Below are 25,143 nucleotides of genomic sequence, written 5' to 3' on the forward strand. Positions count from 1 at the left end.
GAACACCGATCCCGCGGACGTCGCGCGATGCCCGAAACGACGGCGGGCGCCGGACGGGAGAAAGTGCTCCCATCCGGCGCCCGTGCGAACCGCCCTGCCCGGTCCTGCCTAGCTCTTCGTGGCCATCGCGCGCAGGAAGAAGGTCAGGTTGGCGGGGCGTTCGGCGAGTCGGCGCATGAAGTAGCCGTACCATTCGGCGCCGTAGGGAAGGTAGATCCGCATCAGATCGCCCTGCTCGACGATCCTGGTCTGCTCCTCGGGGCGGATGCCGTACAACATCTGGAACTCGAAGCTTCCGGGCGCCCGCCCCGCCCGGTCCGCCAGGTGCCTCGCGATGGCGATCAGGCGCGGGTCGTGCGAGGCCACCATCGGGTAGCCCTTGCCCTCCATCAGGATTCGCAGGCAGCGCACGTAGGACCGGTCCACGTCGCCCTTGTCCTGGAACGCGACCGACTCCGGCTCCTGGTAGGCGCCCTTGCACAGCCGCACCCGCGAGCCCTCGTAGGCCAGGTCCCGGCAGTCCTGCTCGGTGCGCCGCAGGTAGGCCTGGAGCACCGCGCCCACCCACGGGAAGTCCACGCGCAACTCGCGCAGGATGCCCAGGGTCGAGTCGGTCGTGGTGTGGTCCTCCATGTCCAGGGTGACCGTGGTGCCCACCCGCGCGGCGGCGGTACAGATCCGCCGGGCGTTCTCCAGTGCGATCCGCTCGCCGATGCCGGGCAGGAACTGGCCCACCGCGGACAGCTTGACCGACACCTCGGCGTCGCGGGCCAGGCCGGTCTCGCCGAGCGTGTCGAGCAGCGCGTCGTACGCGTCCACCGTGGCGTCCGCCTGCGCGCGGTCGGTGGTGTCCTCGCCGAGGTGATCGAGCGTCACCTTGCGCCCGGTCTCGACGAGTTCGCGGGTGACCCGAACGGCGTCGTCGAGCACGTCGCCCGCGACGAAGCGGTCCACGATGGCCCGGGTCGGCGGCAGATGCTCGACCAGGGAACGGGTCCGCGGCGAGCGGGCCGCCGCGAGGATGGGGCTGCGGAGCATCTTCTTCTCCCGAAGTACCGGTGGGGTGGGGTCAGCCCATGTGCGGGTAGCGGTGGTCCGTCGCCGGGACGAACGTCTCCTTGATCGAGCGCGAGCTGATCCAGCGGGTGAGGTTCTGCATCGCGCCGGCCTTGTCGTTGGTGCCCGACGCGCGCCCGCCGCCGAACGGCTGCTGCCCCACGACCGCACCGGTGGGTCGGTCGTTGATGTAGAAGTTGCCCGCCGCGAACCGCAACACGTGCGCGGTGTGCGCGATGACCTCACGGTCCTGGGCGATGATCGCGCCGGTCAGGCCGTACGCGGAGACCGACTCCATCTGGGCCAGCATCATGTCGTAGGCGTCGTCCTCGTAGACGTGCACGGCCAGGATCGGGCCGAAGTACTCGTCCTTGAAGATCTCGTGGTCGGCGTTCGCGGAGACCAGCACGGTCGGGCGGACGAACCAGCCGACGCTGTCGTCGTAGGTCCCGCCGGCCGCGACCTCCACCGTCTCGTCGGCGTGTGCCCGGTCGATCGCGGCCTTGTTCTTGGCGAACGCGCGCTCGTCGATCACCGCGCCCAGGAAGTGGCTCAGGTCGGTCGGGTCGCCCATCGACAGCCCGTCGACGGTGGCCAGGAAGTCGGCCTTGAAGTCGGACTCCCAGATCGAGCGCGGGATGTAGGCGCGCGACGCGGCCGAGCACTTCTGGCCCTGGTACTCGAACGCGCCGCGGACGAGGGCGGTGCGCAGCACGGCGGGGTCGGCGCTGGGGTGGGCGACCACGAAGTCCTTGCCGCCGGTCTCGCCGACGATCCTCGGGTAGGTGCGGTAGCCCGCGATGTTCTCGCCGACCGTGCGCCACAGGTGCTGGAAGGTGGCGGTGGAGCCGGTGAAGTGGATGCCCGCCAGATCCGGGTGGCGCAGCGCCACCTCGGAGACCGCGATCCCGTCGCCGGTGACCAGGTTGATCACGCCCGGGGGCAGCCCGGCCTCTTCGAGCAGTTCCATCAGCAGTACGGCCGAGAAGGTCTGCGTCGGCGACGGCTTCCAGACCACGACGTTGCCCATCAAGGCGGGCGCGGTGGGCAGGTTGCCCGCGATGGCGGTGAAGTTGAACGGGGTGATCGCGTAGACGAAGCCTTCGAGCGGGCGGTGGTCGGTGCGGTTCCACACGCCCGGGCTGCTGATCGGCTGCTCGGCCAGCGCGCGGCGGGCGAAGTGCACGTTGAAGCGCCAGAAGTCGATCAGCTCGCACGAGGAGTCGATCTCCGCCTGCTGCGCGTTCTTGCCCTGGCCGAGCATGGTCGCCGCGGCCAACGTCTCGCGCCACGGGCCGGCGAGCAGGTCGGCGGCCTTGAGGAAGATCGCCGCGCGGTCGTCGAAGGACAGGTCGCGCCAGCCCGGCGCGGCGGCGAGCGCCGCGTCGACGGCGTCCTGCGCGTCGGCGGTGTCGGCGTGGGCGAAGGTGCCCAGGCGCGCGGCGTGGTTGTGCGGCTGGACCACGTCCTCGCGCTTGCCGGCGCCCATGCGCCGCTTGCCGCCGATGGTCATCGGGAGGTCGACCGGGGCCGCGGCCAGTTCCGCGAGCTTCGCTTCGAGGCGGGCCCGGGCGGGCGTGCCGGGGGCGTAGTCGTGTACCGGCTCGTTGACCGGGACGGGGACCTGGGTCACAGCGTCCAAGACGGCGCTCCTGTTCGGTGATCTGCGGCGGGGTGCGGGTGCCGTGCGGTGCGGCCGTGTGCAACGCCGGGTGACGCCGTACGGCCGTGTGCGGACACGGATCTCGTGGTCAACGGTAGGCCGCGACCGCCGCCGGGTGTTTATCCGATCGGTTAAACTCGAAACTCCCCGCTTGGCTCATCGGCCAACGCCCGCGACATCCACGAAGGGGCCGAACGTGCCCGAATCCGGCGTCCCGCTGCGCGAACTGCTCGCCGCCCTCGGCGGCCCGGTCGGTGACGGCCCGATCCGGGTCGCGGCGGCGGCCGGCGGCCTGGAGGCGGCGGTCCGGCACGTGTCGATCCTGGATCCGGAGGAGGAGCCGCACGTGATGCCGGGCGACCTGCTGCTCGCGGTCGGCCTGCGCGGTCGGGCCGCGACCGGCACGGTGCGGGCGGCGGGCGCGGCCGGCGCGACGGCGATCGCGGTCAAGGGCGAGAGCGCGGCGCTGCGCGAGGTGGCCGACGCGGCGGGCGTGGTGCTGCTGTCGGTGCGCCCCGAGGCCCGTTGGGAACAGGTTGCCGCACTCGCGCACGCCGCCCTCGACGAGCGGCCCGACACCGAACCGCCCGACGGCGGCGACCTGTTCTCGCTCGCCCAGACCACCGCGATGCTCACCGGCGGCGGGGTCAGCATCGAGGACAGCGCCAACCGCGTGTTGGCCTACTCGCGGGCCACCGGGCCGGACGAGGCCGACGAGTTGCGGCGGTTGTCCATCCTGGGGTGGCAGGGGCCGGAGGAGTACATGGCCCGGCTGCGCGACTGGGGCGTGTTCCACCGGCTGCGCACCACCACACAGGTGGTCGCCGTGGAGGAGCGGCCCGACCTGGGCATCCGGCGCCGGCTCGCGGTCGGGGTGCACGCCGGTGGGCGGTGGCTGGGCACGATCTGGGTCCAGGAGGGCCGCCGGCCGCTCGCCGATCGGGCCGAGGAGGTGCTGGTCGGCGCGGCGCGGGTGGCCACGCTGCACCTGGTGCGCCGGCGGGCCAGGTCGGCCGCCGAGGCCGGGCCGACCCGGGAGAGCGTGGCGGGCCTGCTCGGCGGCTCGATCGCGGCTCGGGCCGCCGCCGCGCAGCTCGGCCTGGACCCGGTGCGGCCGGTGCTCGTGCTCGGCTTCGCGGTGCGGGCGGACGTCCCCGACGAGTCGGCGCAGGAGCTGGCCCGGACCGAACTGGCGAACCTGGTCTCGGTGTACGCGGCGGCGCGACACAGCCACGCCCGGGTCGCGCCGCTGGGCTCCAGGGTCTACGTGCTGCTGTCCGCGCCGCCGACCGAGGCGGTCGCGCTCGGCTGGGCGCACGAGATCGCCGCCGCCGCGCACGGCCACCTCGACCTGGTGGTGCGCGGCGCGGTCGGCGATCCGGCACCGAGCCTGGCGCGTACCGTCGCGGCCCGGGAGTCGGCCGACCGGGTCCTGGACGCGATGGCGACCGGCGGGGTGTCGGCCGAGGTCGCGGCATTGTCGGAGGTACGCCCGGAGGTGCTGCACGGGGAGGTCCAGGCGCTGCTGGCCGAGCACCGCGAGATTCGCGACCCGCGCCTGATCGCGCTGCGGGCGCACGACGGCGAGCACGACACGGAGTACGCGGACTCGGTGCTGGCCTGGCTGGACGCGCTGGGCGATGTGCGCGCCGCCGCCGCGGCGCTGCACATCCACCCGAACACGCTGCGCTACCGGATCCGCCGGGCGGGCGAACTGACCGGCCTGGACTGGGCCGACCCGAAGACCCGCCTGCTCGCGGCGCTGCTGCTGCGCCTGCCGGGGTGATCGGGCCGGGCCGCTCGGCCGCTCGGCGGCTCGGCGGCGTCGGGTCAGACCTTGATGCCCAACTCGGAGAGCAGGTCCAGGCTCACGTACTCGCCGCCGGTGCGCGCCGCCGGCCCGTCGCACAACTCCAGCGTGGCGGAGACCATCTGGTCCATCGTCTCGATCTGATCGGGCCGCAACTGCCCACCGACCAACTCCTCGGCGCCCTCGCTGAGTACCGCGGCCCGGGGCTCGATCGTGTTCACCCGGATCCCGGTCCCGTACAGCTCCGCGGCCAGCGCGTTGGTGATCCTGTTCAACGCCGCCTTGGACGCCCCGTACACCGCGCTCTTGGTCCCGAGCACCCCCAACTCGAACGGCGGCCCCGCCCACGGCCGGGCGGTGCCGCTGGTCACGTTGACGATCCAGCCCTCGCCACGCGTCGCCATGGCCGGTATCACGGCCTGACACAACTCCATCGGGGCCAGCACGTTCACCTCGAAGTGCAGCCGCGCGCGGCGTTGCGGGTACACCCGAAGCGAGGCGTACGAGGCCATCGCCGCGTTGTTGATCAGGATGTCGATCGGCCCGCCCAGCCCCTCCTCGGCGGCGGGCACGATCCTGGCCCGCTGCGTCTCGTCGGACAGGTCGGCCGGCACCACGGCGGTGCGCCGACCGTGCCGGGCGATCAGCGTCTCCGTCCGCTCCAACGACCCGGCCAGATTCCCCTGCCGCACAGTACGCGCGGTGACCGCCACATCGGCTCCCTCGGCCGCGAGCCGCACCGCCAACGCCGCCCCGATTCCCCTGCTGGCCCCGGTGATCAATGCCCTACGTCCCTCGAACCGCTTGGCCACGGCGTCCCTCCCCTGATCCGGACAACTGCCTGCCACCATCCTCACAACAGTGGACTAGGTCAACCATCAGAACGCGAAATCCCACCCGTTGGAGATCGAGACGGGGAACGATCCGGGCCGCGGAGCGGGCTTGCCGGCGAGGCGGTGGGTGGGGGCCGGGCGGCGGCGGGGAGGGTGGGTGGTCGGGTGGGGTCCGCCGGGGGGCTTCCCGGGTGGTTGGGGGGTTTCGGCGGGGGGTTGCGCTGGTGGTTGCGGGCCGGCTGGTGCGGGGGTGGTCAGGGTCGGTGGTGGGCGCCGCCGGCGTGCGGGGCTCCGAGACTTGGGGCTTCCGGCGAGACGGGCGCCTTGCTTGGCGAAAAAGCGACCAGCAGCGGCGGGCGGGGAGGGGGCTCGGGGTGGGTTCGCCGGGCTTGCGTTCCCGGGTGGGTCGGGTGTTTTGGGCGAGCGTTGCGCTGGTGGCTGCAGGTGGCCGGTGCGGGGGTGGTCAGAGTCGGTGGTGGGCCGCCGCCGGCGTGCGGGGCTCCAAGATCCGGGCCTCCCGGCGAGGCGGGTGTGTTGCTCGGCGAAAATCGGCCGGCAGCGGGGGAACAGGAGGGTGCTCGGGTCGGGTCCTCAGGGTGGCTTTCTCGAGGGGGTCGGGGTGTTTCGGGTTTGTTTGGAGGGGAGTTGGGCTCGAATCCGGATCGCGGTCGATGGTTGTGGGTTTCGGGTTTCGGTGACCTGCGGTTTTGTGGGGGCGGGGTGGAAAGTCGGGCGTCGGGTGCCGGTTTCGTGTGCTTCGGCCTCTTCGACGCCGGTGCGGAGACCGAAACTGCCCGGTCGAGGTCGGCTTCGGGCGCTGCGACCTGGCTGAGGCCGTCGAGCCGACCGAAAGTGGCCAGTGGGAGCCGAAACCGGATCCCGAGGCACTCGAAACGGCTTCCCTTCCCGCTGACCTGCGGTTTTCTCGCGCGCCGAGACTGCGGCACCCCACGCCGTCCGGTTTCGTGAACTCCCGCCCCCAACACACACCCATCGCACCTCGATATGCCCTGGGCTCGCCGGCAGACTCGACCCGAGCGCCCTCCCTCACCGCCGCTGCCGGCCGGTTTCACCAAGCAAGGCGCCCGTCTCGTCGGGAGCCCCACGTCTCGGAGCCCCGCACGCCGGCGGCGGCCCACCACCGACCCTGACCACCCCCGCACCGGCCACCCGCAATCGGACGCGCAACGTGCGCCGAAAGCGCCCGGCCCACTCGAAACCGCATCCGGTGGACCCGACCCGACCCGACCGGACCGCCCACGCCCCCCGCACGCACCAGCGGCGACGGCGACGGATGCCCGCCCCGCTTCAGCGGGGGATGTCCACCGGGGGCAATACCTCCGCCGTGGCGGTGAAGCGGGCCGGGGTGGCGAAGGTGGTGTCGGTGGGTGGGGGTTCGCGGTGGTCCTCGGCGGTGGTGGAGCGGCGCAGGACGACCAGGGTCGTGATCGGTGGGGCCGGGGCGTCCTGGGGGAGGAAACGTTGTTCGGCGACGCCCGCGAAGGCCTCGCGCGCGGTGGTGGACGGGTCGGGGGCGGCGTACTCCAGGATGTCGGCGCCCAGGCGGCGGCCGGTGTTGCGCAGGTGTAGGTAGGCCGTGGTGCAGGCCTCGCGGGCGGGGGCGCCCGTGGCCGACGCCAACGCGCGCTCGTAGGCGGCGTGTACCTCGGGTGGCGTGGCGGCCGGGGTGATGCCGAGGACGTCGTATGGGGAGGGCTCGACTGCGGGCATGGTTCGGGGCTCCGAAGAGGTCGGGGTGCGATCGGGCGCGGTGGGGGGCGATGGGGTGCGCCGGAAAGTGCGGCGTGGGTCAGTAGTAGCCGTGGATTCGGGAGCGGACCTCGTCCAGGATTTCCCGGGTGCCGTCCGTCGGGTGGTACTCGTGGGCCCGCTCCAGGTGTACCAGCGCGGTGTGGTTGTGACCCATGTTCGCCTGCCGTACCCCCTCGTTGTGCAGCGCGAGGGCCAGGAGGCGGGTGTTCTCCGGGGTCAGCTCGATCGCCTCCAGTGTGCGGATCGCATCCTGGTAGCGCTCCTCGCCCAGGTACACCGCCACCAGCGCGTCCCGCAGCCTCGGCTCCTCGTGCTCGCGCAGCGCCGCCGACAGCACCTCGATCGCGTCGTACGCACGGCCCTTGGCCAGCAGGTCGTAGCCCCAGTCGACGGCCACCACCACCCACGCCTCGCGCAGCGTGTCGATCTCCAGGCCGGCGTCGATCTCCTGCCGCAACAACCGCTCCGCGACCTCGTAGTGCCGCGCGTAGTAGTGGTTGAACGCCAACGCCCGGCGGGTGGGCGGGTCGTCGCCGTAGTGCCGGGCCTCCTCCAGGAGCGTGATCGCCCGGTCGAAGTCCTCGTCCCGCTCGCTCGCCCCCGCCGTCTCCACCAACAGCGCGGCCACCCGCCGGCGGGCCTCGGCGGCCACGGAGTCGCTCTCGCCGTCGGGGTCGGCCAGCGCGATCGCCTCGGCCATCGCCGCCACCGCCTGCTCGCGGGCGCCCCCGCGCAGCGCCAGCCGCTCCGCGCTCAGGAACAGTGCGTTGGTCAACCCGATCCGGCTCGCCTCGCCCGGGTCGAGCGCGAACGCCTCGCGCATCGCCCCGACCGCCTCGGCCGCCGCCGCGTCGGTGTCGGCCGCCAGCAGCTCCATCACCAGCCCGCGCAACGCCGCGCCAGCCAGCGCCCGGGTCGCCGGGTCCGCCGGGGTCAGCTCCAGCGCCTGCCGCACCAGCGCGATCGCGTCCCGATGCCGCCTGCCCTCGTGCGCCCGCCGGGCCAGTCGCGCGTACGCCCCGGCCAACTCCCCGCGCAGGCCCGGCCCGTCGGGAGCCAGCGCCCACGCACGCTCCAACAGCCGCGCGGCCTCCTCCTCTTCGGCCGGATCGGCGGCAAGTACCGTCTCGGCCGCGCGAATTCCCACCTCCGCCGCCAGCTCCACCGCCTCCGCCGGGATCGGCGCGGCCTGCTCCAGGCACCCCAGCGCCCGTGCCCACTCCCCGCGCCCGCCCAGATCCCGCGCCCGGGCCAGATGCGCCCGGGCCAACAGCGCGGCCACCCCCGGCGTCGCGTCCGGCCCGGCCAGCCCCGCGAGGCCGGTCAGCCCCGCCACCGCCTCGTCGAAGCGGCCCACGTCGATCAGGTGGTGGTACATCCCCAGCGGCCCGAGCAGGTCGCCGGTATGCGGATCGGCGGTAGCGCGCACCGCCTCGGCCAACGCCCGACCCGCGTCCGAGCCCTGCTCCGGATCGGCCACCCGCGCCAGGAACAGCGGCCCGCACACGATCGGCGCCGGCGCCGGATCCAGCGCCGCCACCCGCTCGGTCGCGGCCACCTCCCACGCCCAGTGCAGGTCCAGCCGGCGATACAGCGCGGCCACCGAGCCCTCGCTGTGCGCGGCGCGCTCGCGCAACTCCCGGTACACCCGCTCGATCTGCTCCTGCCGCGCGGCGTGGATCTGCTCGGCGGAGATCTCCCGCCCGGTCCGCGCCTCCAGGTCGAGCCAAAACCTCGGGCTGTACAACACCGCGGCCCACGTCCCGCAGACCAGCCGCCACAGCCCGGTGGTGTGCCCCGCGTCGCCCGCCTGCCCGGCGCGCAGCGCGGACAGTGCCAGGCACTGCAGGTTGCGTACATCCGTCGGGTCGATCCGCTCCGACTCGAGGCGGATCTCGATCGACGCCCCGTGCCTGCCGGCCAGCGCGTGGGCGAGCGCCTGCCACGAGCGCAGCAGCGGTCGGGCCCGGCGCACCTCCGGCAACTCCGGTACCAGCCGCGCGGCCCGCTCCACGTCCGCCGACGCGGCGACCAGGTCCTCGCTGTGCGCCGCGGCCCGACGCAGATACACCCGGGCCGCGATCAGCCGGCCCTCGTCACTCGCCATCGGCCCGGCCAACAGCCGCTCCAGACCGGCGAGCGCCGCGTCGTGGTCGCCCCGCTGCGCCCGCAACAGCGCCAGCAGGTGATGCGCGGCGGCCCGCCCCCCGTCGCCCGCCCACCGGTTCGCCTCGGCCTCCGCCGCCGCCCCCGTGCCCGCCAGGTGCGCACAGGACGCCAACGCGGCCAGGACCGCATCCACGCACGTCCCGCAGCGGGCCGGCAACGCGGCGACCAGGACGCCGTGTTCGGCGCAATACGCCCGCCCGCACTGCCCACACCCCGCCCGCGCCGACGCCGTGCACTCGGCCGCCTCGCAGACCGCGGCGTGCGGCTCCGGCTCGACCGGCCCCGGCACCACCAGCGCCTGCCGATACGCCTCCGCCGCGTCCGCCCACCGCCGACCCCGCGCGGCGTGCATCCCGCGCACCGCCCACGCCGCCGGCTCCGCCTCGACCAGCGCGCCCAGCGACACCGTGCCCGCGCCGAGCGCCAGCCGGGCCAGCGGTGCCAGATGGCCCACGCGCGGATCGGCCAGCGGATCCAGCGCGGCCGACAACCGCACCGCCAGCGCCGGTTCGCCCGCGTACAACGCCGCGACCGCCAGGTGCAGCCGGACCCGGCGATCACCCGGCACCAGCGCGCCCGCCGCGCCGAGCCGGTCCCGGGCGCCGGCCAGGTGCGCGCCCCCGTCGCGGCCGAACCGCAACAACTCGGCGCCCTCGCGGAACAACGTCTCGGCCAGCGCGGTCCGGTAGCCGTCGTGCTCGGGAAACGCGTCCCGACAGGCCTGCCAGTGCTCCCGGGCGAGCGCGTGGTCCCCGGCGGCCAGCGCCGCCCGGGCCAGCAGATCGCGCGCGGTGGCCACATTGTGCGCGCGTATCGCGTCGTTGACCCCGCCCGGCGCCGCCCACAACTCGTCCGCGCGCTCCACCCGACCCTGCCGGGCGTAGCCCAGGGCCAGATGGAAGCGGGCCGACCCGGTCGGCTCGCCGCGCACCCGCCCCAGCACCTCGATGCCGTCCGCGAGCCGCCCCGCCGCGATCCGGGCCGCCCCCAGCCGCACCACGGCCGGTGTCCAGTCCGCCCGGCGCGCCAACCCCTGCTCGTACGCCTCCGCCGCATCCTCGTGCTCGCCCGCGTGCTCCCGGACCAGCCCCAGCCCGAACCGGGCCGGCGCATAGTCCGGATCGAGCCGCACGGCGGTCTCGAACGCGCCCCTCGCGGTGGCCCATTCGTCCTCCACAACGGCCAACTGCCCACGCGCGTAGTGGGCCCGCGCGTCGCGCGGCGCGGCGGCCACCGCGGCGTCCGCGTCGGCCCGCGCCGCGCCGAGGTCGCCCTCCTCGCGATATGCGATGCCGCGGAAGAGCAACGCCTCGGCGGCCAACGGCGAATCGTCGTCCGCCCGGTCCAACACCCGCCAGAACGAGGCGATCGCGTCCTGCCGCAACTCGCGTCGCAACCGCACACAGGCCTGCCGGTGGTGGGCGATCGCGCTGTCGTCGCCCGCCTCGATCGCGGCCGAGAACGCCGCGTCGGCCGCCGCGGGTTCGCCCGCCGCGCTGTACGCCCGCGCCAACAGGTGGTGCTGCGCCGCGTCCCGCTCGGGCACCGCGGCCAGGTGCGGGATCGCCCGCTGCGCCTCGCCCTGCTCGAACAACGCCCGGCCCAGGCCGAAGCGGGCCCGCGCATGGCCCGGTTCGACCGCGACCACCCGCTCGAAACAGGGCGCCGCCGCGACGAAGTCGCCGTCCTCGTCGTGGAGCGTGCCCAGGATCAGGTTGGCCGCGACATGCCGCGGCCGGCCGGCCACCACGCGGCGCAACACCGGGATCGCGGCGGCCCGTTGCCCCCGAGCCAGCGCCAGGTCGACGAACTCCATCTGCACGTCGACGTGTTCGGGCATCAACTCGCAGGCCCGGCGCAGCGGCTCGAACGCCGCGTCGTCGTGGCCGAGCGCGTGCTGCGCCCGGCCCAGGCCCAGCCAGGCCTGGGCGTGGGTGGGGGCGAGCGTGCATGTGCGGGTGAGCAGGCCGACGGCGGCCTCCAGGGCGGCGACGCGCTGCGCCTTGTCGGCGGGCGTGCGGCGCAGGTGGGTCAGCGCCATCGCGTACAGCACCTCGGGCCGCTCCGGCTCGATGGTGAGCGAACGCTCGAACGCGGCCAGCGCCTCGTCCGGGCGGCCCGCGTCGCGGTGCAGCCGGCCCAGCTCGTACCCGGTGGCCGCGCGCGGCACCAGCCGGTCGGCCCGCTCGAACGCGGCGATCGCCTCGGCACTACGGCCCAGGTCGCGCAGCGCGCACGCGCGGCCGTAGACCGCCCACTCCAGCCGCGGCGCGCCCGCCTCGATCCGCGCCGCCAGCGCCTCCACCGCGATCAGCTCGGCCTCGGACGCCCCGGGGGCGACCACACACCTGGCCTCCAGGAAGTCGTAGGCGGGATGGTCGGGGTCGGTGTCGGTGCGGGTGACCAGGTCGACGCACAACGCGACCTCCAGCGGCCCGGGATCGGCCCGCCGGGTCGCGTCGGCCGCGGTCAGCTCCAGCGCGCCGGGCGGCAGCGTGGTCAGCGCGAACGCGGCCCGGAAGGCGGCGAGCGCGTCGGCCGAGTGCCCCTGGCGGCTCGCCACCTCGCCGAGGCCGACCAGCGCCCGGCCCCGCGTCGCGGCGAGGTCGGTCGGCGCGCCCGGTTTGCCGAGCGCGTCCGCGACGCGTCGATAGCCGCGATCGGCCGCGGCGAGCCGTCCCGCCCGATGCGCCCCTTCGGCCTGGGCCAACAGCGTGTCGGCGCGGGCCGCCACGGAGGCGGGCCTGCGCCGGAATCCGAACCACATCAGCGCGGCCACCAAGGCGAGGAGGGCCGCGACGGCGGCGAGAAGCGGAACCGTCATCGGGCGGCCCGCGGGGCATGCCGAACTTCGTCGATCAACGGGTCCCCCGACCGTTCAACCAGCACCGTTCAATCAGCACTTCATCCCAGCATCGAGCGCTCATGCTAGAACACCGGTCAGCCGACTTTCAGGTGCTTGCCGGGCCGGTTCCGATAAAATCCGGCCGCGTGCCGCCCCGGCGGTCCCGGCGCGGCGACCGGCGCCGACTACGCTCGGTGGCCATGACCAGCACACCGCCCCCGGATCGACCGACCGAGCGGGACTTCCGCCTGCTTTTGGAGCGGACCGGCGCCGACCTCCTGCCCGGCCTGACCGGGGCCGAGTTCGAGACCGTGGAGCAGGACCTCGGGTTCCGCTTCGCCGCCGACCACAGGTCGATGTTGTCGGCCGCGCTGCCGACCGGCAAGGGGTGGCCGAATTGGCGCTACGGCGGCGCGCGCGACCTGAAGGCCCGCCTGGCCCTGCCCGCCGAGGGTGTGCTGTTCGACGTCGAGCACAACGCGTTCTGGCCGGACGCGTGGGGCGCCCGGCCGGCGCAGCTCAAACACGCGCTCAAGTCGGCGCGGTATCACCTGGCGCGGGTACCGCGGATGGTGCCGGTGTACGGCCACCGCTACCTGCCCGGGACCGAGGGCCAGTGGGGGCATCCGGTGTTGTCGATGATGCAGACCGACATCGTGGTGTACGGCGCGAACCTGACCAACTACCTCACCGCGGAGTTTTTGGACGGCGGCATCGAGTACGCGGAGCCGACGGTCCCGTTCTGGCGCGACCTGGTGTCCTGATGCGGGTTCACGCGTGGTCGGGCCCCGGGAGCCAGTCCCGGGACGGGTCGTGGTCGAGCCAGCGGTGGGCGGTGCCCACCCGGCCGAACTCGCGGAGCAGGGCGTCCAGCCGTGGGTGTGGGCGGTCCGGGTGCCACAGCAGGGACCACGCGTACAGCGGGGTGGGCGCGACCAGCGGGATGGACCGCACGGCGAGGCCCTCGGGCAGCGGGCCGTCGGCGGGCAGCAGGGCGAAGCACGTGGGGTCGTCGCGCAGGTGCTCCAGGAAGGGCGTCAGGCCCAGGTTGGGTCCGGCCGCCCACTCGACGATCCCGAACGCGGCGGCGAATCGGGCCAGGAAGTCCAGCCGGTCCACCGCTGCCGGGCACCACAGGACGCTGTCGCGCAGCTGACTCGGGCGCAGTTCGGCGGCGTCGGCCAGGGGGTGGTCGGGGCCGACGACGGCGTCCACCGGTTCGAGGCGGACCAGGCGATGGGTCAGCCCGAGCGGGGCGCGTCCGGGCAGCGGGTGTACCCGGCCGAAGCCGGCGTCCACGTCGCCGCGCAGGATCGCGGAGGCCACCGACGGCAGGTCGCGCCCGGCGCTCGGTTCCAGGTTCAGGCCGGGGGCGGCGTCGAGCACCCGCGCGACGGTGCGCATCGGCGCGTACAGGTGCCCCCACACGTCCAGACGCAGCGCCGGCCGGGCGTCCCGGACCGCGCCGACCGCGAGTTCGCCCGCCGCCAGCGCCCGGCGGGCCGGGTCCAGGAAACGGGCGCCGGCCTCGGTGAGGGTGACGCCCCGGCCGCCGGCGCGGTCGACCAGCGCGGAGCCCAACTCGGCCTCCAGGCGGGCCAGCCGCTTGGACAGCGCCTGCTGGGTGATCGTCAGCTGCTCGGCGGCGCGGCCGAAGTGCCGCAGGTCGGCCACCGCGACAAATGCGCGCACCTGGGCGAGGTCCAGATCCATGCCGCTCACCATAGGTGACAACCGTTGGTTGTCGGGTGGGCCGGTCGGTTGTTGGACCGACCGGCGTGCGGCGGCGTTGTGTTGATCCCGACGGGGAGGCCGGGTCGGCGCACCCGACCGGGGGAGTCCGCGGCCCGGCACACGGCGAGAAGAGGACATCGAGATGAAGGCGTTGACGCCGAGCGGCGGGATCGGGTCCTGGGTCGTCGCCGAGGAGGTCCCGCAGCCCCGGCCGCGTCCCGACGAGGCGTTGGTCAAGGTGGAGGCGTTCGCGGTGAACCGGGGCGAGACCTTCCTGCTGGAGCAGCCGCGCGCGGGACACCGGCCGGGCAAGGACGTGGCGGGGCTGGTGGTCCAGGCCGCGGCGGACGGCTCGGGGCCGGCGGTGTGCACCCGCGTCGTGGGGCACCCGATGGGAGGCGGCTGGGCCGAGTACGTCGCCGTGCCGACCTCCGCGCTCGCGCCGCTCCCCGAATCGATCGCCGCGACCGTCGCCGCCGCGCTGCCACTGGCCGGGTTGACCGCGGTGCGGCTGCTGCGTACGGCGGGGCCGGTCGCGGGCCGCCGACTGCTGCTCACCGGAGCGTCCGGCGGCGTCGGGCACTACGTCACCGAACTGGCCGCCGCGGCCGGGGCCGAGGTCACCGCGGTCACCCGGTCCCCGGAACGAGGCCGCCGCCTGGTCGAACTGGGCGCGGCGGCGGTCGTACACGACGTCGGCGAAGCGGTCGGACCGTACGACGTGGTGCTCGAATCCACCGGTGGCACCGAACTGCCCCGAGCGCTGGCCAAGTTGCGCCGGCGGGGACTGCTGATCTGGTTCGGCCAGGCCAGTCGGACCCCGGTCACCCTCGACTTCTTCGACTTCTTCGCCGGGCCCGAGTCGGCCACCCTGCGCCACTTCCACTACATGGACTCCGACACGCCGTTCGCCGCCGACCTCGGCACGCTGGTGCGACTGGTCGCCGAGGGCCGACTGAACCCCGAACTCGGCCTGGTCGCCGACTGGTCCGAGACCGCCGCGGTGCTCACCGACCTGCGCGAGCGGCGCGTGCGGGGCAAGGCGGTACTGACGGTGTCGTGACCCCGCCCGCCTGCCCTCGCACCCGCCTGACCCATCCACACCCCCAGGAGTACGTCATGACCACCACCGCCCCCAAGGCCGTCGTCACCCGCTACGTCGAGGCCGTCGCCGAGGGCGATCTGCCCACGATCCGGGCGAGCTTCGCCGAAGACGCCACCTGGACCTACCCCGGCGAACTACCCATCTCCCGCACCTGGGTCGGCCGCGACACGATCATCGAGGACTTCCTCGGCGACGTCGGCGCGCTGCTGCGGCCGGAGACCGTACGGATCCGCCTGGTGTCGATCCACGCGGACGGCGACGTGGTGTTCGCCGAATGGACGTCGGATGCGGTCACGGTCGGCGGCGTCGAATACCACAACCGGTGCCTCGGGATCTTCGAGGTGGCGGACGGCCGGATCGTGTCGGTACGGGAGTACGCGGACACCGGCCACACGGGTCGCGTGTTGTTCCCGAACCACGTCGTCGCGGCCTGACGTCCACCGAATCGCCGCCACCCCGCCACATCCGCACACAGCGCCCGAAAGGCGATCACGACGACCATGGCATCCACGAACGCACTCCCCGATGTCTCCACCGTCTTCGAAATCCCGGAATTTCTTCCGCAGTTCGTCGCCGGCAACCGTTCGCGGGCGATCGCCTGCGGGCTGGACCCGTACGAGTACGACCGGGTCACGGCGACCGATCCGGACACGCTCGCCGAGTGGCCGGCCGCGTTCCGCCGGGTCGGCGAGGCGTACCTGAGGGTGGGCGAGCGGTGCGCGGCGAGCGGCTACGAGGTGTCGGCGGGGGAGGCGTTCCGGACCGCCGCCCGGTGGCTGCACTGTGCGACGTTCCCGCCGGCCGCCGACCACGCGGGCACGATCGTGGCGGCGCGCGCGGCCGATGCGGCGATGCGGCGGGCGTTCGCATACCTGGATCCGGGCGCGGTGCGGATCGAGGGGAAGGGGTTCGCGGGATGGCTGCGCCGACCGGTCGACGCGGCACTGCCGCCCCGGGTCGTGGTGGTGGCGCCGGGGTTGAACTCCGGCAAGGAGGAATTCCACGCCGTGGACGAGGCGTTGCTGCGCCGCGGCCTGGCCGTCTTCTCCTTCGACGGCCCGGGCCAGGGGGTGCTGGTCGACACCGCGCCGCGGGCCGACTACCACCGTGTGGTGAGCCGGGTGATCGACGCCCTCGACGCGCGGGCGGACCTGGACACGCGCGGCGGGGTCGGACTGATCGGCCTGAGCCTGGGCGGCTTCTACGCACTCCTGACCGCCGCCCACGAACCCCGCGTGGCGGCCGTCGTCGCGGTCAGCGGCCCGTACCGCCTGGACTGGCCGCAACTCCCGCTGTTCGTCCGGGAAACGCTCACGGTACGCACCGGAAGCCGGGCCGCCGCAAAGGAGTTCACCCGTCACATCGACCTCACCGGCATCGCCGACCGCATCGACGCACCCCTTCGGGTGGTCGAGGGCGGCGAGGACATCACCCCCGGCGTAGTGCCGGCCGCCCACGTGACCCACGACGCCCCCGAAGCGGAGATCCTGCTGATCCCCCACGGCGACCACCTGCTCTGCAACACCCGGGCCGCCTGGCTGCCCGACACAGGCGACTGGCTGACCGACCGCCTCGGCTAGTGAATGGGCGCCGTCGGCGGCCAAACCGTCCAGGTGCGGCTGCGGCTGGGGTTCAGTCGGGGGTCAGGCCCGCGTTGTGGGCGATCAGGCCGGCCTGGGTGCGGTTGGTGCAGGAGAGTTTGGTCAGGGTGCGGGAGACGTAGGCCTTGACCGTCGGTTCCGTGAGGTACAGCCGGGCGGCGATTTGGGCGTTGGACATGCCCTCTCCCAGGCAGGCGAGGATTCGGGTCTCCTGCTCGGTCAGGTCGCGGATCGTGTGGCGGGCCTCGCGGCGGGCGGTCTCGCGGGCCGCGCTCGCCCCGATCAGGTTGCGGGCCGCCGCCGGGGACAACACGGTGTTGCCCTCGACGGCCACCCGGAGCAGCGCGACCAGATCCTCGGGCGGGGTGTCCTTGAGCAGGAAACCCACGGCGCCGGTGTGCAGCGCCCGCAGCACGTGGTCGTCGGTGTCGATCGTGGTCAGCACGACGACCTTGGGCGGCGCGTCGAGCCGGACCATCCGGCGCAGCGCGGTGAGCCCGTCCACGCCCGGCATGTGCAGGTCGAGCAGCACCAGGTCGGGCCGATGGCGGACCACGTGTTCCAGGGCCTCGGCGCCGTCGTAGGCCTCGCCGACGATGTCGATGTCCTCGGCGCCGCCGAGGATGGTGCGCAGGTGCGCGCACACCATACGTTCGTCGTCCACGAGCAGCAGTCGGATCATGCGGCACCTTCGTCGGGCACGGGGTGGGCGATGGGACGGGGCGGGGCGTCGGCGGATTCGCCGACCGGGATCAGCGCCTCGACGGTGAACCCGCCGGTGTCGCCCGGCCCGGCCCGGAACCGGCCGCCGAGCAGTTCGACCCGCTCGCGCAGCCCGAGCAGGCCGGTGCCGCCCGTGCCCAGGTCGACGTCGGGGGTCCGGGTACCGGCGCTGTTGGCGACGGTCACCGCGATGCCCTCGGGCTCGTGCCGCACGGCCACGGTCACGTGTGCGCCGGGGGCGTGCTTGTGCACGTTGGTCAGCGCCTCCTGGACCACCCGCCGCGCGCCGCGCACCGCGGCCGGCGCGTGGTCGGCGGGCGCCGATCCGGTCACCGTCAGGTCGACCTCGATGCCCGCCGCCCGCGAGTCGGCGACCAGGTCGGACACGTCCAGACCGGCCGGCTCCGCGGCCCGCGCGGGTGTACCGGTCGGCGTCGGATCGTCGGGATCGCGCAGGATGGCCACCAACTCGCGCAGCTCGGACAGCGCCTGACAGCCCGTCAGCCGCAACTCCTCGGCGGCCGAACGCACGTTGTCCCGTTCGGCGATGGTGCGCAACGCGCCCGCCTGAAGCACCATCAGGCTGACCCGGTGGGTGATCATGTCGTGCATCTCGCCCGCCAACCGGCGGCGTTCCTCGATCCGCGCCTGCCGGTCCCGTTCGGCCTGTTCCCGCTCGACCCGCTCGGCGCGTTCGGCCAGCGCGAGGATCAGGCCGCGCCGCGACGCGAGGTACTTCCCGAGCAGTAGCGGCGTGACGACGGCCAACAGCTCCACGAACACGTCCGACCCCGGTTGCGCCCGCCACGGCTCGCACATGGTCACCGCGAGCCCGGCGGCGAGCGCCCACGCGGCGCGCCGGGTCGGGGCGTAGGCGCCGAGCGCGTAGATCGCGAAGGGCCCGGCCAGCACGGGGTCGCCGAGGGAGAGTACGAAGACGACGCCGGCGGAGGCGATCGGTCGGCGCCGCCGCTGGACGAGGGCGGCGCCGGCGGCGACCTGGACGAGCACTCCCCACCACGGCAGCGGATGCGGCGGATGCACCCCGTCGCCGTCGAACGAGCCGAGCGCGCGGAGCAGTCCGGCCACCACGGCGACCGAGCCGGCCAGGACGACGTCGAACACGACGGCGCGGGCGATCGTCGCGGGTGGTGGCGGGTGCACGTTCGCCAAGGTACCGGCAGCCGTCCAGGCGTCCGGCCAGTCGGCGGGAGTCGGGGACGCACACCGACCGGGGCGGACCGGCACCTCACTCGGACCCGAGCGCACCGAGCACCGACATGCGCGCCGCGCGCCGCGCGGGCCAGGCGGCCGCGAGCAACCCGACACCCAGCGCACCCAGCACGAACAGGGCGATCCGCAGCCACGGGATCGTCGCGCCGAGCGGGACGTTGCCCAGGTCGATCCCGCGCACCGCCAGCACCCCCACCGTGGTGCCGAGCCCGACCCCGAGCAGCGCGCCGAACAGCGAGATCAGCGCCGCCTCCAGGCGGATCAGCGCGCGCACCCGGCGGGCGTCCAGGCCGATCGCGCGCAACAGGCCGATTTCCCGGGTGCGTTCGAGCACCGACATCGCCAGCGTGTTGACGATGCCGATGACCGCGATCAGCACGGCCATCGCCAACAGCCCGTAGACGATGTTCAGGAGCAGGTCGATGGCCGCGCCCAGACCCCGGCGCAGTTCGTCCTTCGACTGCACGCGCAGGGCCGGATCGGCTCCGAAGGCGTCCTTGAGGGTCGCTTCCAGGGCCCGGGCCTCGCCCGGTGTGCTCTTGACGAACACCTGGCGGCCGATCGGGCGTTCGAGGTGCGGGTCGAGGGTGCGGGTGGAGACCAGGTAGGGGAGCACGATCGGATTCGCCCGGTAGATCCCGCCGACGCGCAGGGTGCCGGACGTGCCGTCGGGGTACGTCACCGGCACGCTCGCGCCGATGCCCAGCCCCCGCGACCGGGCCTCGACCCGCTCCACGAGCAGGTCCGTGCCCAGCGCCTCGGGGCCGCCCGCGACGAAGTCGAGGCGCATCACCTTCGGGCCCGCGATCGGGTCCAGCGCGGCGACCTCCTGCTCGGCGTCGCCGATCCGCGCGGTCACGGTGCGGTACACGCTCGCCGCCTCGACGTGCGGCAACCGGCCGATGCGGTCCACCGTCGCGGCGGCCATCGGGTCGCGCAGCGTGGTGGACACCGCGTAGTCGGCGGTCAGCCCGCGCGCCGCCGCGTGGTCGAGGCTGTCCTTGAGCGACGCGCCGATCACGGTCAGGCCGGTGACCAGGAACAGGCCGACCATCAGCGCGGAGGCGGTCGCGGCCGTGCGGCGCGGATCACGCAGCGCGTTGCGGCTCGCCAGCGTCCCGGTCACCCCGAACACCCGGGTCAGCGGCCGCGCGAGCACCCCGATGACGCCGACCGAAAGCAGCGGGATCAGCATCAGCACGCCGGTGACGGCCACCACGCCGCACACCGTGACCAGAACCGGCTCGCCGTTGCCGCCGGGAGCGGCCTCGACCGTGGCATAACCGCCGCCGACACCCACGCCGATCAGGAGCAGGCCGGCCAGATTGCGTCGGAACAGCCCGGCCGGGCTCGGCGGATTCGCGCGCAGCGCCGCCATCGGAGCGATCCGGGCCACCTTGCGGGTGGGCAGCCACGCGGCGGCGACGGTCACACCGATGCCCACCACGAGCGACCACAGGATCGTGCCCGGCCGCACCACGAGCGGGCCGCGCGGCGGTGCGGCGTCGGTGTCGCGCAGCAGCGCGAGCAGACCGGCGGCCAGCGCGACCCCGAGCAGCAGTCCGAGCAACGCGCCGACCAGGCCGGTGATCAGCGCCTCCAGGCGCACCGAGCCGGTGACCTGCCGCCGGGTGGCGCCGACCGCCCGCAGCAGCGCGAGTTCGCGGGTGCGGCGGCCGATCAGCATGGTGAAGGTGTTGGTGATGATGAACGTGCCGACGAACAGCGCGATGCCGGCGAACACCAGCAGCCCGGTGGCCAGTCCGGCGGTCCCGGCCGAGGCCAGGTCGCGGCGCTCGGCGGTGAGCGCGGCACCGGTGACCACCTCGGCGCCGGCGGGGACGAGGGGGCGGACGGCGTCCAGGAGCGCGGTGTCGGGTGTGCCGGGGCGGGCGGCGACGGTGATCAGGTCGTAGGTGTCGGGGGCGGCGAACAGGCGCTGCGCGGTGGGGGTGTCGAACAGGGTGAGGGTGGCGCCGAGCCGGATCCGGGCGTCGACGGCGTGCACGGTGCCGACGAGGGTGGCGTCCAGGGTGCCGCCGCCGGCGACCACGCGCAGCCGGTCGCCGATCCGGTAGCCGGCCGACCGGGCCCCGGCCTCGTCCAGGGCGACCTCGCCGGCGGCGCTCGGCGCGCGGCCCTCGGCGAGCCGGTAGAGCGGATCGGAACCCTCCGGCCCGGGCGCGTAGTTGGTACCGGCGGACTCCTCCACCCGACCGACCAGGTCCCCGTCGCGGTCGACCACCACGGCGGGTCCGGTGACGGAGCCGCGCACGGCCGCCACGCCGGGCAGCCCACGCAGCCGCTCCACCAGCCGGGGCCCGAGGGCCGCGGGATCGCCGGCGCCGTGCTCCGAGTCGGCGCGAACCCCCACGCCCACCCCCGCGAAGTCGTCCGCGGCCGAGGTGGCGGCGGCCTCCGTGATGGTGTCCTTGAGCGTGAGCACACCGGCCACGAAGGCCACACCGAAGACGATCGCCAGCACGGTGAGCGCCAAGCGCATGCGCTGCGCGGCAAGCGTACGAAGAGCATTCCTGAACATGGGCAACGTCCCGAGGCCGACCTGGTCCCGGCCGACACCGGGTCGCCCCCAGCCTCGCCGCGCCCACGATCCACCCGATACGGCCGACGGTGGGCATTGGTCTCGCCGGTTCACCCGAGTCCGATCCGATCGACCCACCCGAAGCAACGAAGGCATCGATCCCGACAAATCGCCCGATGGGCTCCGGCTCGGGCACACGCGGCGTGTTTAATCGGGGTGGGGCTCGGGCTCGGGTGTGGCGGAAGGAATCTCGGTGGGCGTGGTGGATCGGCAGGGGCTCGGGTTGTCCGGGATGGGAGTGGAGGCGGCCGGGCACTTCGAGCGTGGGCTTGATGCGTTGTTGTTCTTTCGGCCTGAGGTTTCCGTCGAGGTGGAGGGCGTGTTGTCGGCGGCTCCCGAGGCGCCGATGGGGCATGCGTTCGCCGCCTATCTCGGGCTGCTTGGTACCGAGCCGGCCGATGCCGCCGCCGCGCGGGAGCGTTTTGCGGCGTTCGCGGCCGGCGGGGTGCGGGGGGATGCGCGTGAGTCGGCCCACCTCGAGGCCGCCGAGGCGTGGTTGGCGGGTGACATCCACCGGGCCGGAGACATCCTGCGCGAGCTGGTCGTGGCGCATCCCCGGGACACGCTCGCGCTCGCGATCGGCCATCAGATCGACTTCTTCACCGGCGACGCGACCCGGCTGCGCGACCGTGTCGGCGGCGCGCTGGGCGCGTGGGACCCGGACGATCCGCACTACGGGCCCCTGCTCGGGATGTCCGCGTTCGGCCTGGAGGAGACCGGCCACTACGAGCGTTCCGAACAGGCCGGACTGGCCGCCGTGGCCGCGCACCCGCGCGATGTGTGGGCGATCCACGCGGTGGTGCACACGTACGAGATGCAGGGCCGCTTCGCCGAGGGCATCCGCTTCCTGGACGCCCGGGTCGGCGACTGGTCCGGCGGCAACTACCTCAACGTGCACAACTGGTGGCACTACGGCCTGTACGCGATCGAGGCCGGCGCGATCGACCGGGCGCTGGCGATCTACGACGCCGTGCTGCACAACGAGCGCTCGATCGGCGCCGCGATGGAACTCCTGGACGCCTCCGCCCTGTTGTGGCGCATCCACCTCGCGGGCGGCGAACAGCCGAAGCGCTGGGCCCGCCTGGCCGACGCGTGGGCGGCCCGCGCCGACGGTCCGTACTACGCCTTCAACGACGTGCACGCGGTGATGGCCTATCTCGGCGCCGGCCGGATCGCCGACGCCGAGGCGGTGGTCCACGACCGGCAGCGGTGGCTGGCCGACCCGCACCCCGGGGTGAGCAACCACACGATGACCGCCGAGGTCGGCCTGCCGGTGTGCCGCGCGCTGGTCGCCTTCGAACAGGGACGCCATCCGGACACCGTCGACATCCTCGTCCCGATCCGGCACCGCCTGAACACCTTCGGCGGCAGCCACGCGCAGCGCGACGCGATCCAGCAGACCCTGGTCGAGGCGGCCCTGCGCGCGCACCGGCACGACCTGGCCCGCACCCTCCTGAGCGAGCGGGTCAACCTGCGACCGAGCAGCCCGTACAACTGGCTGGGCCGGGCCCGACTGGCGGACGAACTGGGCCGGGCGGCCGAGGCGGCCACGGCCCGGGAGCAGGCGGTCGAGCACACGAAGGCGATCACCGTCGCCTGGGGTCGCTGAGCGGCGCGCCGGACCGGGTCGCCCGGGGGCCGGCCGCCCCACGGCCGTGCGCGAGAATGGCCGACCTGTCCGGGGCCGCGCGGATGAGCCGAGCCCTCCGACACCGTCGACGAGCGCTGGAGAGTGGTAGGCATGGGTGAGCCCCCGGTGACCGGTTCCGTGGTACGACGCGAGCCCCCGGACGACCCCGGACTCGTCGCCGCCGCCGCGCAGTCGCCAGGCGGCTCGGTCGCCGAGATCGACCCGACCTACGCCGACGACCCGAACGGATACGTGCCCGGCGAGGCGATCCGCGGCGCGTGGCTGGTCGGCCCCGACGGGGTGCTCACCGGGGAGTACCGGGAGAACCCGCACCACGGCCCGCCGCGGGACGACTTCGGCAGGCTGCTCGACCAGGACGCCTGGCTCGACTGGATCGGCGACGACCCGGCGGCCGCGCTGCGCGAAGCGGTCACCGACTGCTTCGCGGGTCAGGCCCCGGGCGCGACGCTGACCTGGATGAAGGTCCTCGAACCCCCACGCGCGGCCACCACCGGTCGGCCCGACCCGGACGACGAGCAGTACCTGATCCCCACCCGCACCGCGCTCGCCGTCTGCTTCGCCGCGCAGATCGAGGCGCCGGACCGGGAGCGGGCCACCGTGTGCGGCATCTTCACCTGGGCCGCGAGCGGCCTCGACCGCCCTGCCGAGCGCCGCGATCGGGTATGGCTCGACCTGGACGGGACCGACCTGGACCGGGCCGAGAAGCAGCTACCGCCCCGGATGTACGCCCTGGACGAGGAAACGCCCACCTGACCGGTCGCGGGCGCCGACCACCCCGACCGCCGATCACCCCGCCTCGCGCAACCTCGGCTTCAACTGCCGGGCGATCGCCTCCGCCAGCCCCGGCGGCACCGCGTTGCCGATCTGCCGCGCGATCTCGGTCTTGGACCCGCACCACACGAAGGTCTCCGGGAAGGACTGGAGCCGGGCCGCCTCGCGGTGCGTGATCGGCCGGTTGACCCGGTCGGCCGGGTCGTCCGGGTTCCATTGCGGGTGCAGATACTGGCCTTTCTCGGGCTTGTAGAACTCGGTCCGGATGGTCAGCGACGGGTGGCCCCAGCGCATCCGGCCCATCACATCCGTCGTGCCGGTCTTCTTGTTCCGCCAGCAGTCGGGAAGCAGATGGTCCGGGAGGTCGAACCGGCCGCCGCCGGGTGGCACGCAGTCGTAGCGCAGCAGCGAGCGCTCGGTCGGCGTGCGGCCCAGGTGCAGGTCGGCCTCCTTGAACACGCCGGGCACCGGGCGGCCGAAGAACTCGGTCTTCGACGTGGGCAGGCTGGTCGTCCCGGGCACGCGCGGCAGATCCGCGATCGCGTCCCGGACGGTGCTCCAGGGCAGCCGGCGGCCGGGGCCGTGGGTCGGCTCGGGCGCCTCGATCCGGCCGATCCGCGAGCCGATCACGATTGCCCGCTTGCGGCGCTGCGGAACGCCGTAGTCCACCGCCGGGAGCAGCGCATCGGTCAGTTCGTACCCCTCCAGGAGTCCGCCGGGCTGCGCCTCGGCGAGCAACAGCGCGAACTCGGCGGACTTCTGGAAGCGGTCCACGTTCTCGATCACGAACACCTTGGGCTTGGCCCGACGCACGAAGCGCAGGTATTCCTTCCAGAGCTTGTTGCGCGGATCCTCCACGTTGCGGCTGCCGAGGTTGGAGAAACCCTGGCAGGGCGGGCCGCCGATGATCACGTCGGCGCGCGGGATGTCCCGGTCCGGGATCTCCGCGATGTCGCCCCAGCGCATGTGCGCCTCGCCGAAGTTGGCGGCGTAGGTCGCGGCCGCGTGCAGGTTCCACTCGACCGCCATGACCGGCCGAAACCCCTTCGCGGCGGCGAACCCGGACGTCATTCCACCGCAGCCCGCGAACAGGTCGATCATGGTGATGGGTCGTGCCATGCGGACAGGTTAGCCGGCCGCGCGCCTGGCGATCACCGCATCCCGAACCCTGGCCGCCGCGACGGCCGCGTCCTCGTGCTCCCAGACCCGCACGACCAACCAGCCGGCTTCTGCCATTCGCCGGTCGGTGTCCGCGTCGCGGGTGCGGTTTCCCTCGATCTTGGTCTTCCAGAACTCGGCGTTGCGCTTGGGCCAGGTCGCGTGCACCGGGCAGCCGTGCCAGAAGCAGCCGTCGACGTAGACGGCGACCTTGGCCGGGCCGAAGACGACGTCGGCCTCGCGGCGGATGCCCTTGAGCGGGCGGCGGTGCACCCGGTAGCGCAGTCCCATGCCGTGCAGGACGCGGCGCAGCGCGACCTCGACGCCGGTGTCCTTGCTGCGTTGGCGACTCATTCGGGCACGGGTCGCATCGGTGGTGGTCAGGCTCGTCACGGGGACCATGGTGCACGCTCGCA

At 73.9% G+C, this 25,143-nt stretch carries 18 protein-coding genes; 7 read left to right on the forward strand and 11 right to left on the reverse strand.

Annotated features, from left to right (window positions below):
- Positions 1-108: 108 nt before the first annotated feature.
- Together ACWGR4_RS02410 and pruA are read right to left on the reverse strand one after the other, a co-directional pair.
- Positions 109-1,038: a proline dehydrogenase family protein gene (locus tag ACWGR4_RS02410; protein WP_380038195.1), complete on the reverse strand. Its 930-nt coding sequence runs from the start codon at positions 1,036-1,038 to the stop codon at positions 109-111.
- Positions 1,039-1,069: 31 nt separating this feature from the next.
- Positions 1,070-2,698: an L-glutamate gamma-semialdehyde dehydrogenase gene (gene pruA, locus ACWGR4_RS02415; RefSeq protein WP_452129530.1), complete on the reverse strand. Its 1,629-nt coding sequence runs from the start codon at positions 2,696-2,698 to the stop codon at positions 1,070-1,072.
- 217 nt (positions 2,699-2,915) lie between these two features.
- On the opposite strand from pruA, the gene ACWGR4_RS02420 reads away from it, so the two are divergent.
- Entirely contained in the window at positions 2,916-4,505 is a 1,590-nt protein-coding gene (locus ACWGR4_RS02420; protein ID WP_452129531.1) for a PucR family transcriptional regulator, read from the forward strand.
- Between the two features lie 44 nt (positions 4,506-4,549).
- Here the strand turns inward: ACWGR4_RS02420 and ACWGR4_RS02425 are convergent, their stop codons facing one another.
- The 3 genes from ACWGR4_RS02425 to ACWGR4_RS02435 form a co-directional block, all read right to left on the reverse strand.
- Positions 4,550-5,341, reverse strand: coding sequence for an SDR family NAD(P)-dependent oxidoreductase (locus ACWGR4_RS02425; RefSeq protein ID WP_452129532.1), 792 nt, complete (start codon positions 5,339-5,341; stop codon positions 4,550-4,552).
- 1,329 nt (positions 5,342-6,670) lie between these two features.
- Positions 6,671-7,093, reverse strand: coding sequence for a hypothetical protein (locus ACWGR4_RS02430; RefSeq protein WP_452129533.1), 423 nt, complete (start codon positions 7,091-7,093; stop codon positions 6,671-6,673).
- 79 nt (positions 7,094-7,172) lie between these two features.
- Positions 7,173-12,128, reverse strand: coding sequence for a tetratricopeptide repeat protein (locus tag ACWGR4_RS02435; RefSeq protein ID WP_452129534.1), 4,956 nt, complete (start codon positions 12,126-12,128; stop codon positions 7,173-7,175).
- Between the two features lie 221 nt (positions 12,129-12,349).
- On the opposite strand from ACWGR4_RS02435, the gene ACWGR4_RS02440 reads away from it, so the two are divergent.
- Positions 12,350-12,913: a hypothetical protein gene (locus ACWGR4_RS02440; RefSeq protein WP_379996959.1), complete on the forward strand. Its 564-nt coding sequence runs from the start codon at positions 12,350-12,352 to the stop codon at positions 12,911-12,913.
- Between the two features lie 7 nt (positions 12,914-12,920).
- Here the strand turns inward: ACWGR4_RS02440 and ACWGR4_RS02445 are convergent, their stop codons facing one another.
- On the reverse strand, positions 12,921-13,862 hold the full coding sequence (locus ACWGR4_RS02445) for a LysR family transcriptional regulator (protein ID WP_452129535.1): 942 nt from the start codon (positions 13,860-13,862) through the stop codon (positions 12,921-12,923).
- Between the two features lie 163 nt (positions 13,863-14,025).
- On the opposite strand from ACWGR4_RS02445, the gene ACWGR4_RS02450 reads away from it, so the two are divergent.
- From ACWGR4_RS02450 to ACWGR4_RS02460, 3 genes are all read left to right on the forward strand, one after another.
- Positions 14,026-14,946 (forward strand): zinc-binding dehydrogenase, encoded by a 921-nt coding sequence (locus tag ACWGR4_RS02450; RefSeq protein WP_452129536.1) that lies wholly within the window; start codon positions 14,026-14,028, stop codon positions 14,944-14,946.
- 56 nt (positions 14,947-15,002) lie between these two features.
- Positions 15,003-15,422, forward strand: coding sequence for a nuclear transport factor 2 family protein (locus ACWGR4_RS02455; RefSeq protein WP_379996965.1), 420 nt, complete (start codon positions 15,003-15,005; stop codon positions 15,420-15,422).
- Positions 15,423-15,488: 66 nt separating this feature from the next.
- Entirely contained in the window at positions 15,489-16,568 is a 1,080-nt protein-coding gene (locus tag ACWGR4_RS02460; protein ID WP_452129537.1) for an alpha/beta hydrolase family protein, read from the forward strand.
- A 52-nt stretch (positions 16,569-16,620) separates the two neighbouring features.
- Here the strand turns inward: ACWGR4_RS02460 and ACWGR4_RS02465 are convergent, their stop codons facing one another.
- From ACWGR4_RS02465 to ACWGR4_RS02475, 3 genes are all read right to left on the reverse strand, one after another.
- Entirely contained in the window at positions 16,621-17,271 is a 651-nt protein-coding gene (locus tag ACWGR4_RS02465; RefSeq protein WP_452129538.1) for a response regulator, read from the reverse strand.
- The gene (locus ACWGR4_RS02470; protein ID WP_452129539.1) at positions 17,268-18,476 is read right to left on the reverse strand and encodes a sensor histidine kinase; all 1,209 of its coding nucleotides are present in this window, start codon (positions 18,474-18,476) and stop codon (positions 17,268-17,270) included. Before ACWGR4_RS02470 ends, ACWGR4_RS02465 begins: the two co-directional genes overlap by 4 nt.
- A gap of 85 nt (positions 18,477-18,561) precedes the next feature.
- Positions 18,562-21,087, reverse strand: coding sequence for an ABC transporter permease (locus ACWGR4_RS02475; RefSeq protein WP_452129540.1), 2,526 nt, complete (start codon positions 21,085-21,087; stop codon positions 18,562-18,564).
- Positions 21,088-21,340: 253 nt separating this feature from the next.
- Between ACWGR4_RS02475 and ACWGR4_RS02480 the strand changes: the two genes are divergently transcribed.
- Positions 21,341-22,756, forward strand: coding sequence for a tetratricopeptide repeat protein (locus ACWGR4_RS02480; RefSeq protein ID WP_452129541.1), 1,416 nt, complete (start codon positions 21,341-21,343; stop codon positions 22,754-22,756).
- A 132-nt stretch (positions 22,757-22,888) separates the two neighbouring features.
- The gene (locus ACWGR4_RS02485; protein WP_379996977.1) at positions 22,889-23,551 is read left to right on the forward strand and encodes a hypothetical protein; all 663 of its coding nucleotides are present in this window, start codon (positions 22,889-22,891) and stop codon (positions 23,549-23,551) included.
- 33 nt (positions 23,552-23,584) lie between these two features.
- Here ACWGR4_RS02485 and ACWGR4_RS02490 read toward each other — a convergent pair whose 3' ends face one another.
- Both ACWGR4_RS02490 and ACWGR4_RS02495 read right to left on the reverse strand, forming a co-directional pair.
- Positions 23,585-24,688, reverse strand: coding sequence for a DNA cytosine methyltransferase (locus ACWGR4_RS02490; RefSeq protein WP_452129542.1), 1,104 nt, complete (start codon positions 24,686-24,688; stop codon positions 23,585-23,587).
- Positions 24,689-24,697: 9 nt separating this feature from the next.
- The gene (locus ACWGR4_RS02495) at positions 24,698-25,129 is read right to left on the reverse strand and encodes a very short patch repair endonuclease (RefSeq protein WP_452129543.1); all 432 of its coding nucleotides are present in this window, start codon (positions 25,127-25,129) and stop codon (positions 24,698-24,700) included.
- Positions 25,130-25,143: the final 14 nt, after the last annotated feature.

It is taken from the genome of Embleya sp. NPDC055664 (assembly GCF_053618075.1).

Bases quoted from the DNA above. Each gene is read 5' to 3' on its own strand.
- ACWGR4_RS02410 (WP_380038195.1), bottom strand. From the start codon at position 1,038: ATGCTCCGCAGCCCCATCCTCGCGGCGGCCCGCTCGCCGCGGACCCGT.
- ACWGR4_RS02430 (WP_452129533.1), bottom strand. From the start codon at position 7,093: ATGCCCGCAGTCGAGCCCTCCCCATACGACGTCCTCGGCATCACCCCG.
- ACWGR4_RS02435 (WP_452129534.1), bottom strand. From the start codon at position 12,128: ATGACGGTTCCGCTTCTCGCCGCCGTCGCGGCCCTCCTCGCCTTGGTG.
- ACWGR4_RS02440 (WP_379996959.1), top strand. From the start codon at position 12,350: ATGACCAGCACACCGCCCCCGGATCGACCGACCGAGCGGGACTTCCGC.
- ACWGR4_RS02445 (WP_452129535.1), bottom strand. From the start codon at position 13,862: ATGGATCTGGACCTCGCCCAGGTGCGCGCATTTGTCGCGGTGGCCGAC.
- ACWGR4_RS02450 (WP_452129536.1), top strand. From the start codon at position 14,026: ATGAAGGCGTTGACGCCGAGCGGCGGGATCGGGTCCTGGGTCGTCGCC.
- ACWGR4_RS02455 (WP_379996965.1), top strand. From the start codon at position 15,003: ATGACCACCACCGCCCCCAAGGCCGTCGTCACCCGCTACGTCGAGGCC.
- ACWGR4_RS02460 (WP_452129537.1), top strand. From the start codon at position 15,489: ATGGCATCCACGAACGCACTCCCCGATGTCTCCACCGTCTTCGAAATC.
- ACWGR4_RS02465 (WP_452129538.1), bottom strand. From the start codon at position 17,271: ATGATCCGACTGCTGCTCGTGGACGACGAACGTATGGTGTGCGCGCAC.
- ACWGR4_RS02475 (WP_452129540.1), bottom strand. From the start codon at position 21,087: ATGTTCAGGAATGCTCTTCGTACGCTTGCCGCGCAGCGCATGCGCTTG.
- ACWGR4_RS02485 (WP_379996977.1), top strand. From the start codon at position 22,889: ATGGGTGAGCCCCCGGTGACCGGTTCCGTGGTACGACGCGAGCCCCCG.
- ACWGR4_RS02490 (WP_452129542.1), bottom strand. From the start codon at position 24,688: ATGGCACGACCCATCACCATGATCGACCTGTTCGCGGGCTGCGGTGGA.
- ACWGR4_RS02495 (WP_452129543.1), bottom strand. From the start codon at position 25,129: ATGGTCCCCGTGACGAGCCTGACCACCACCGATGCGACCCGTGCCCGA.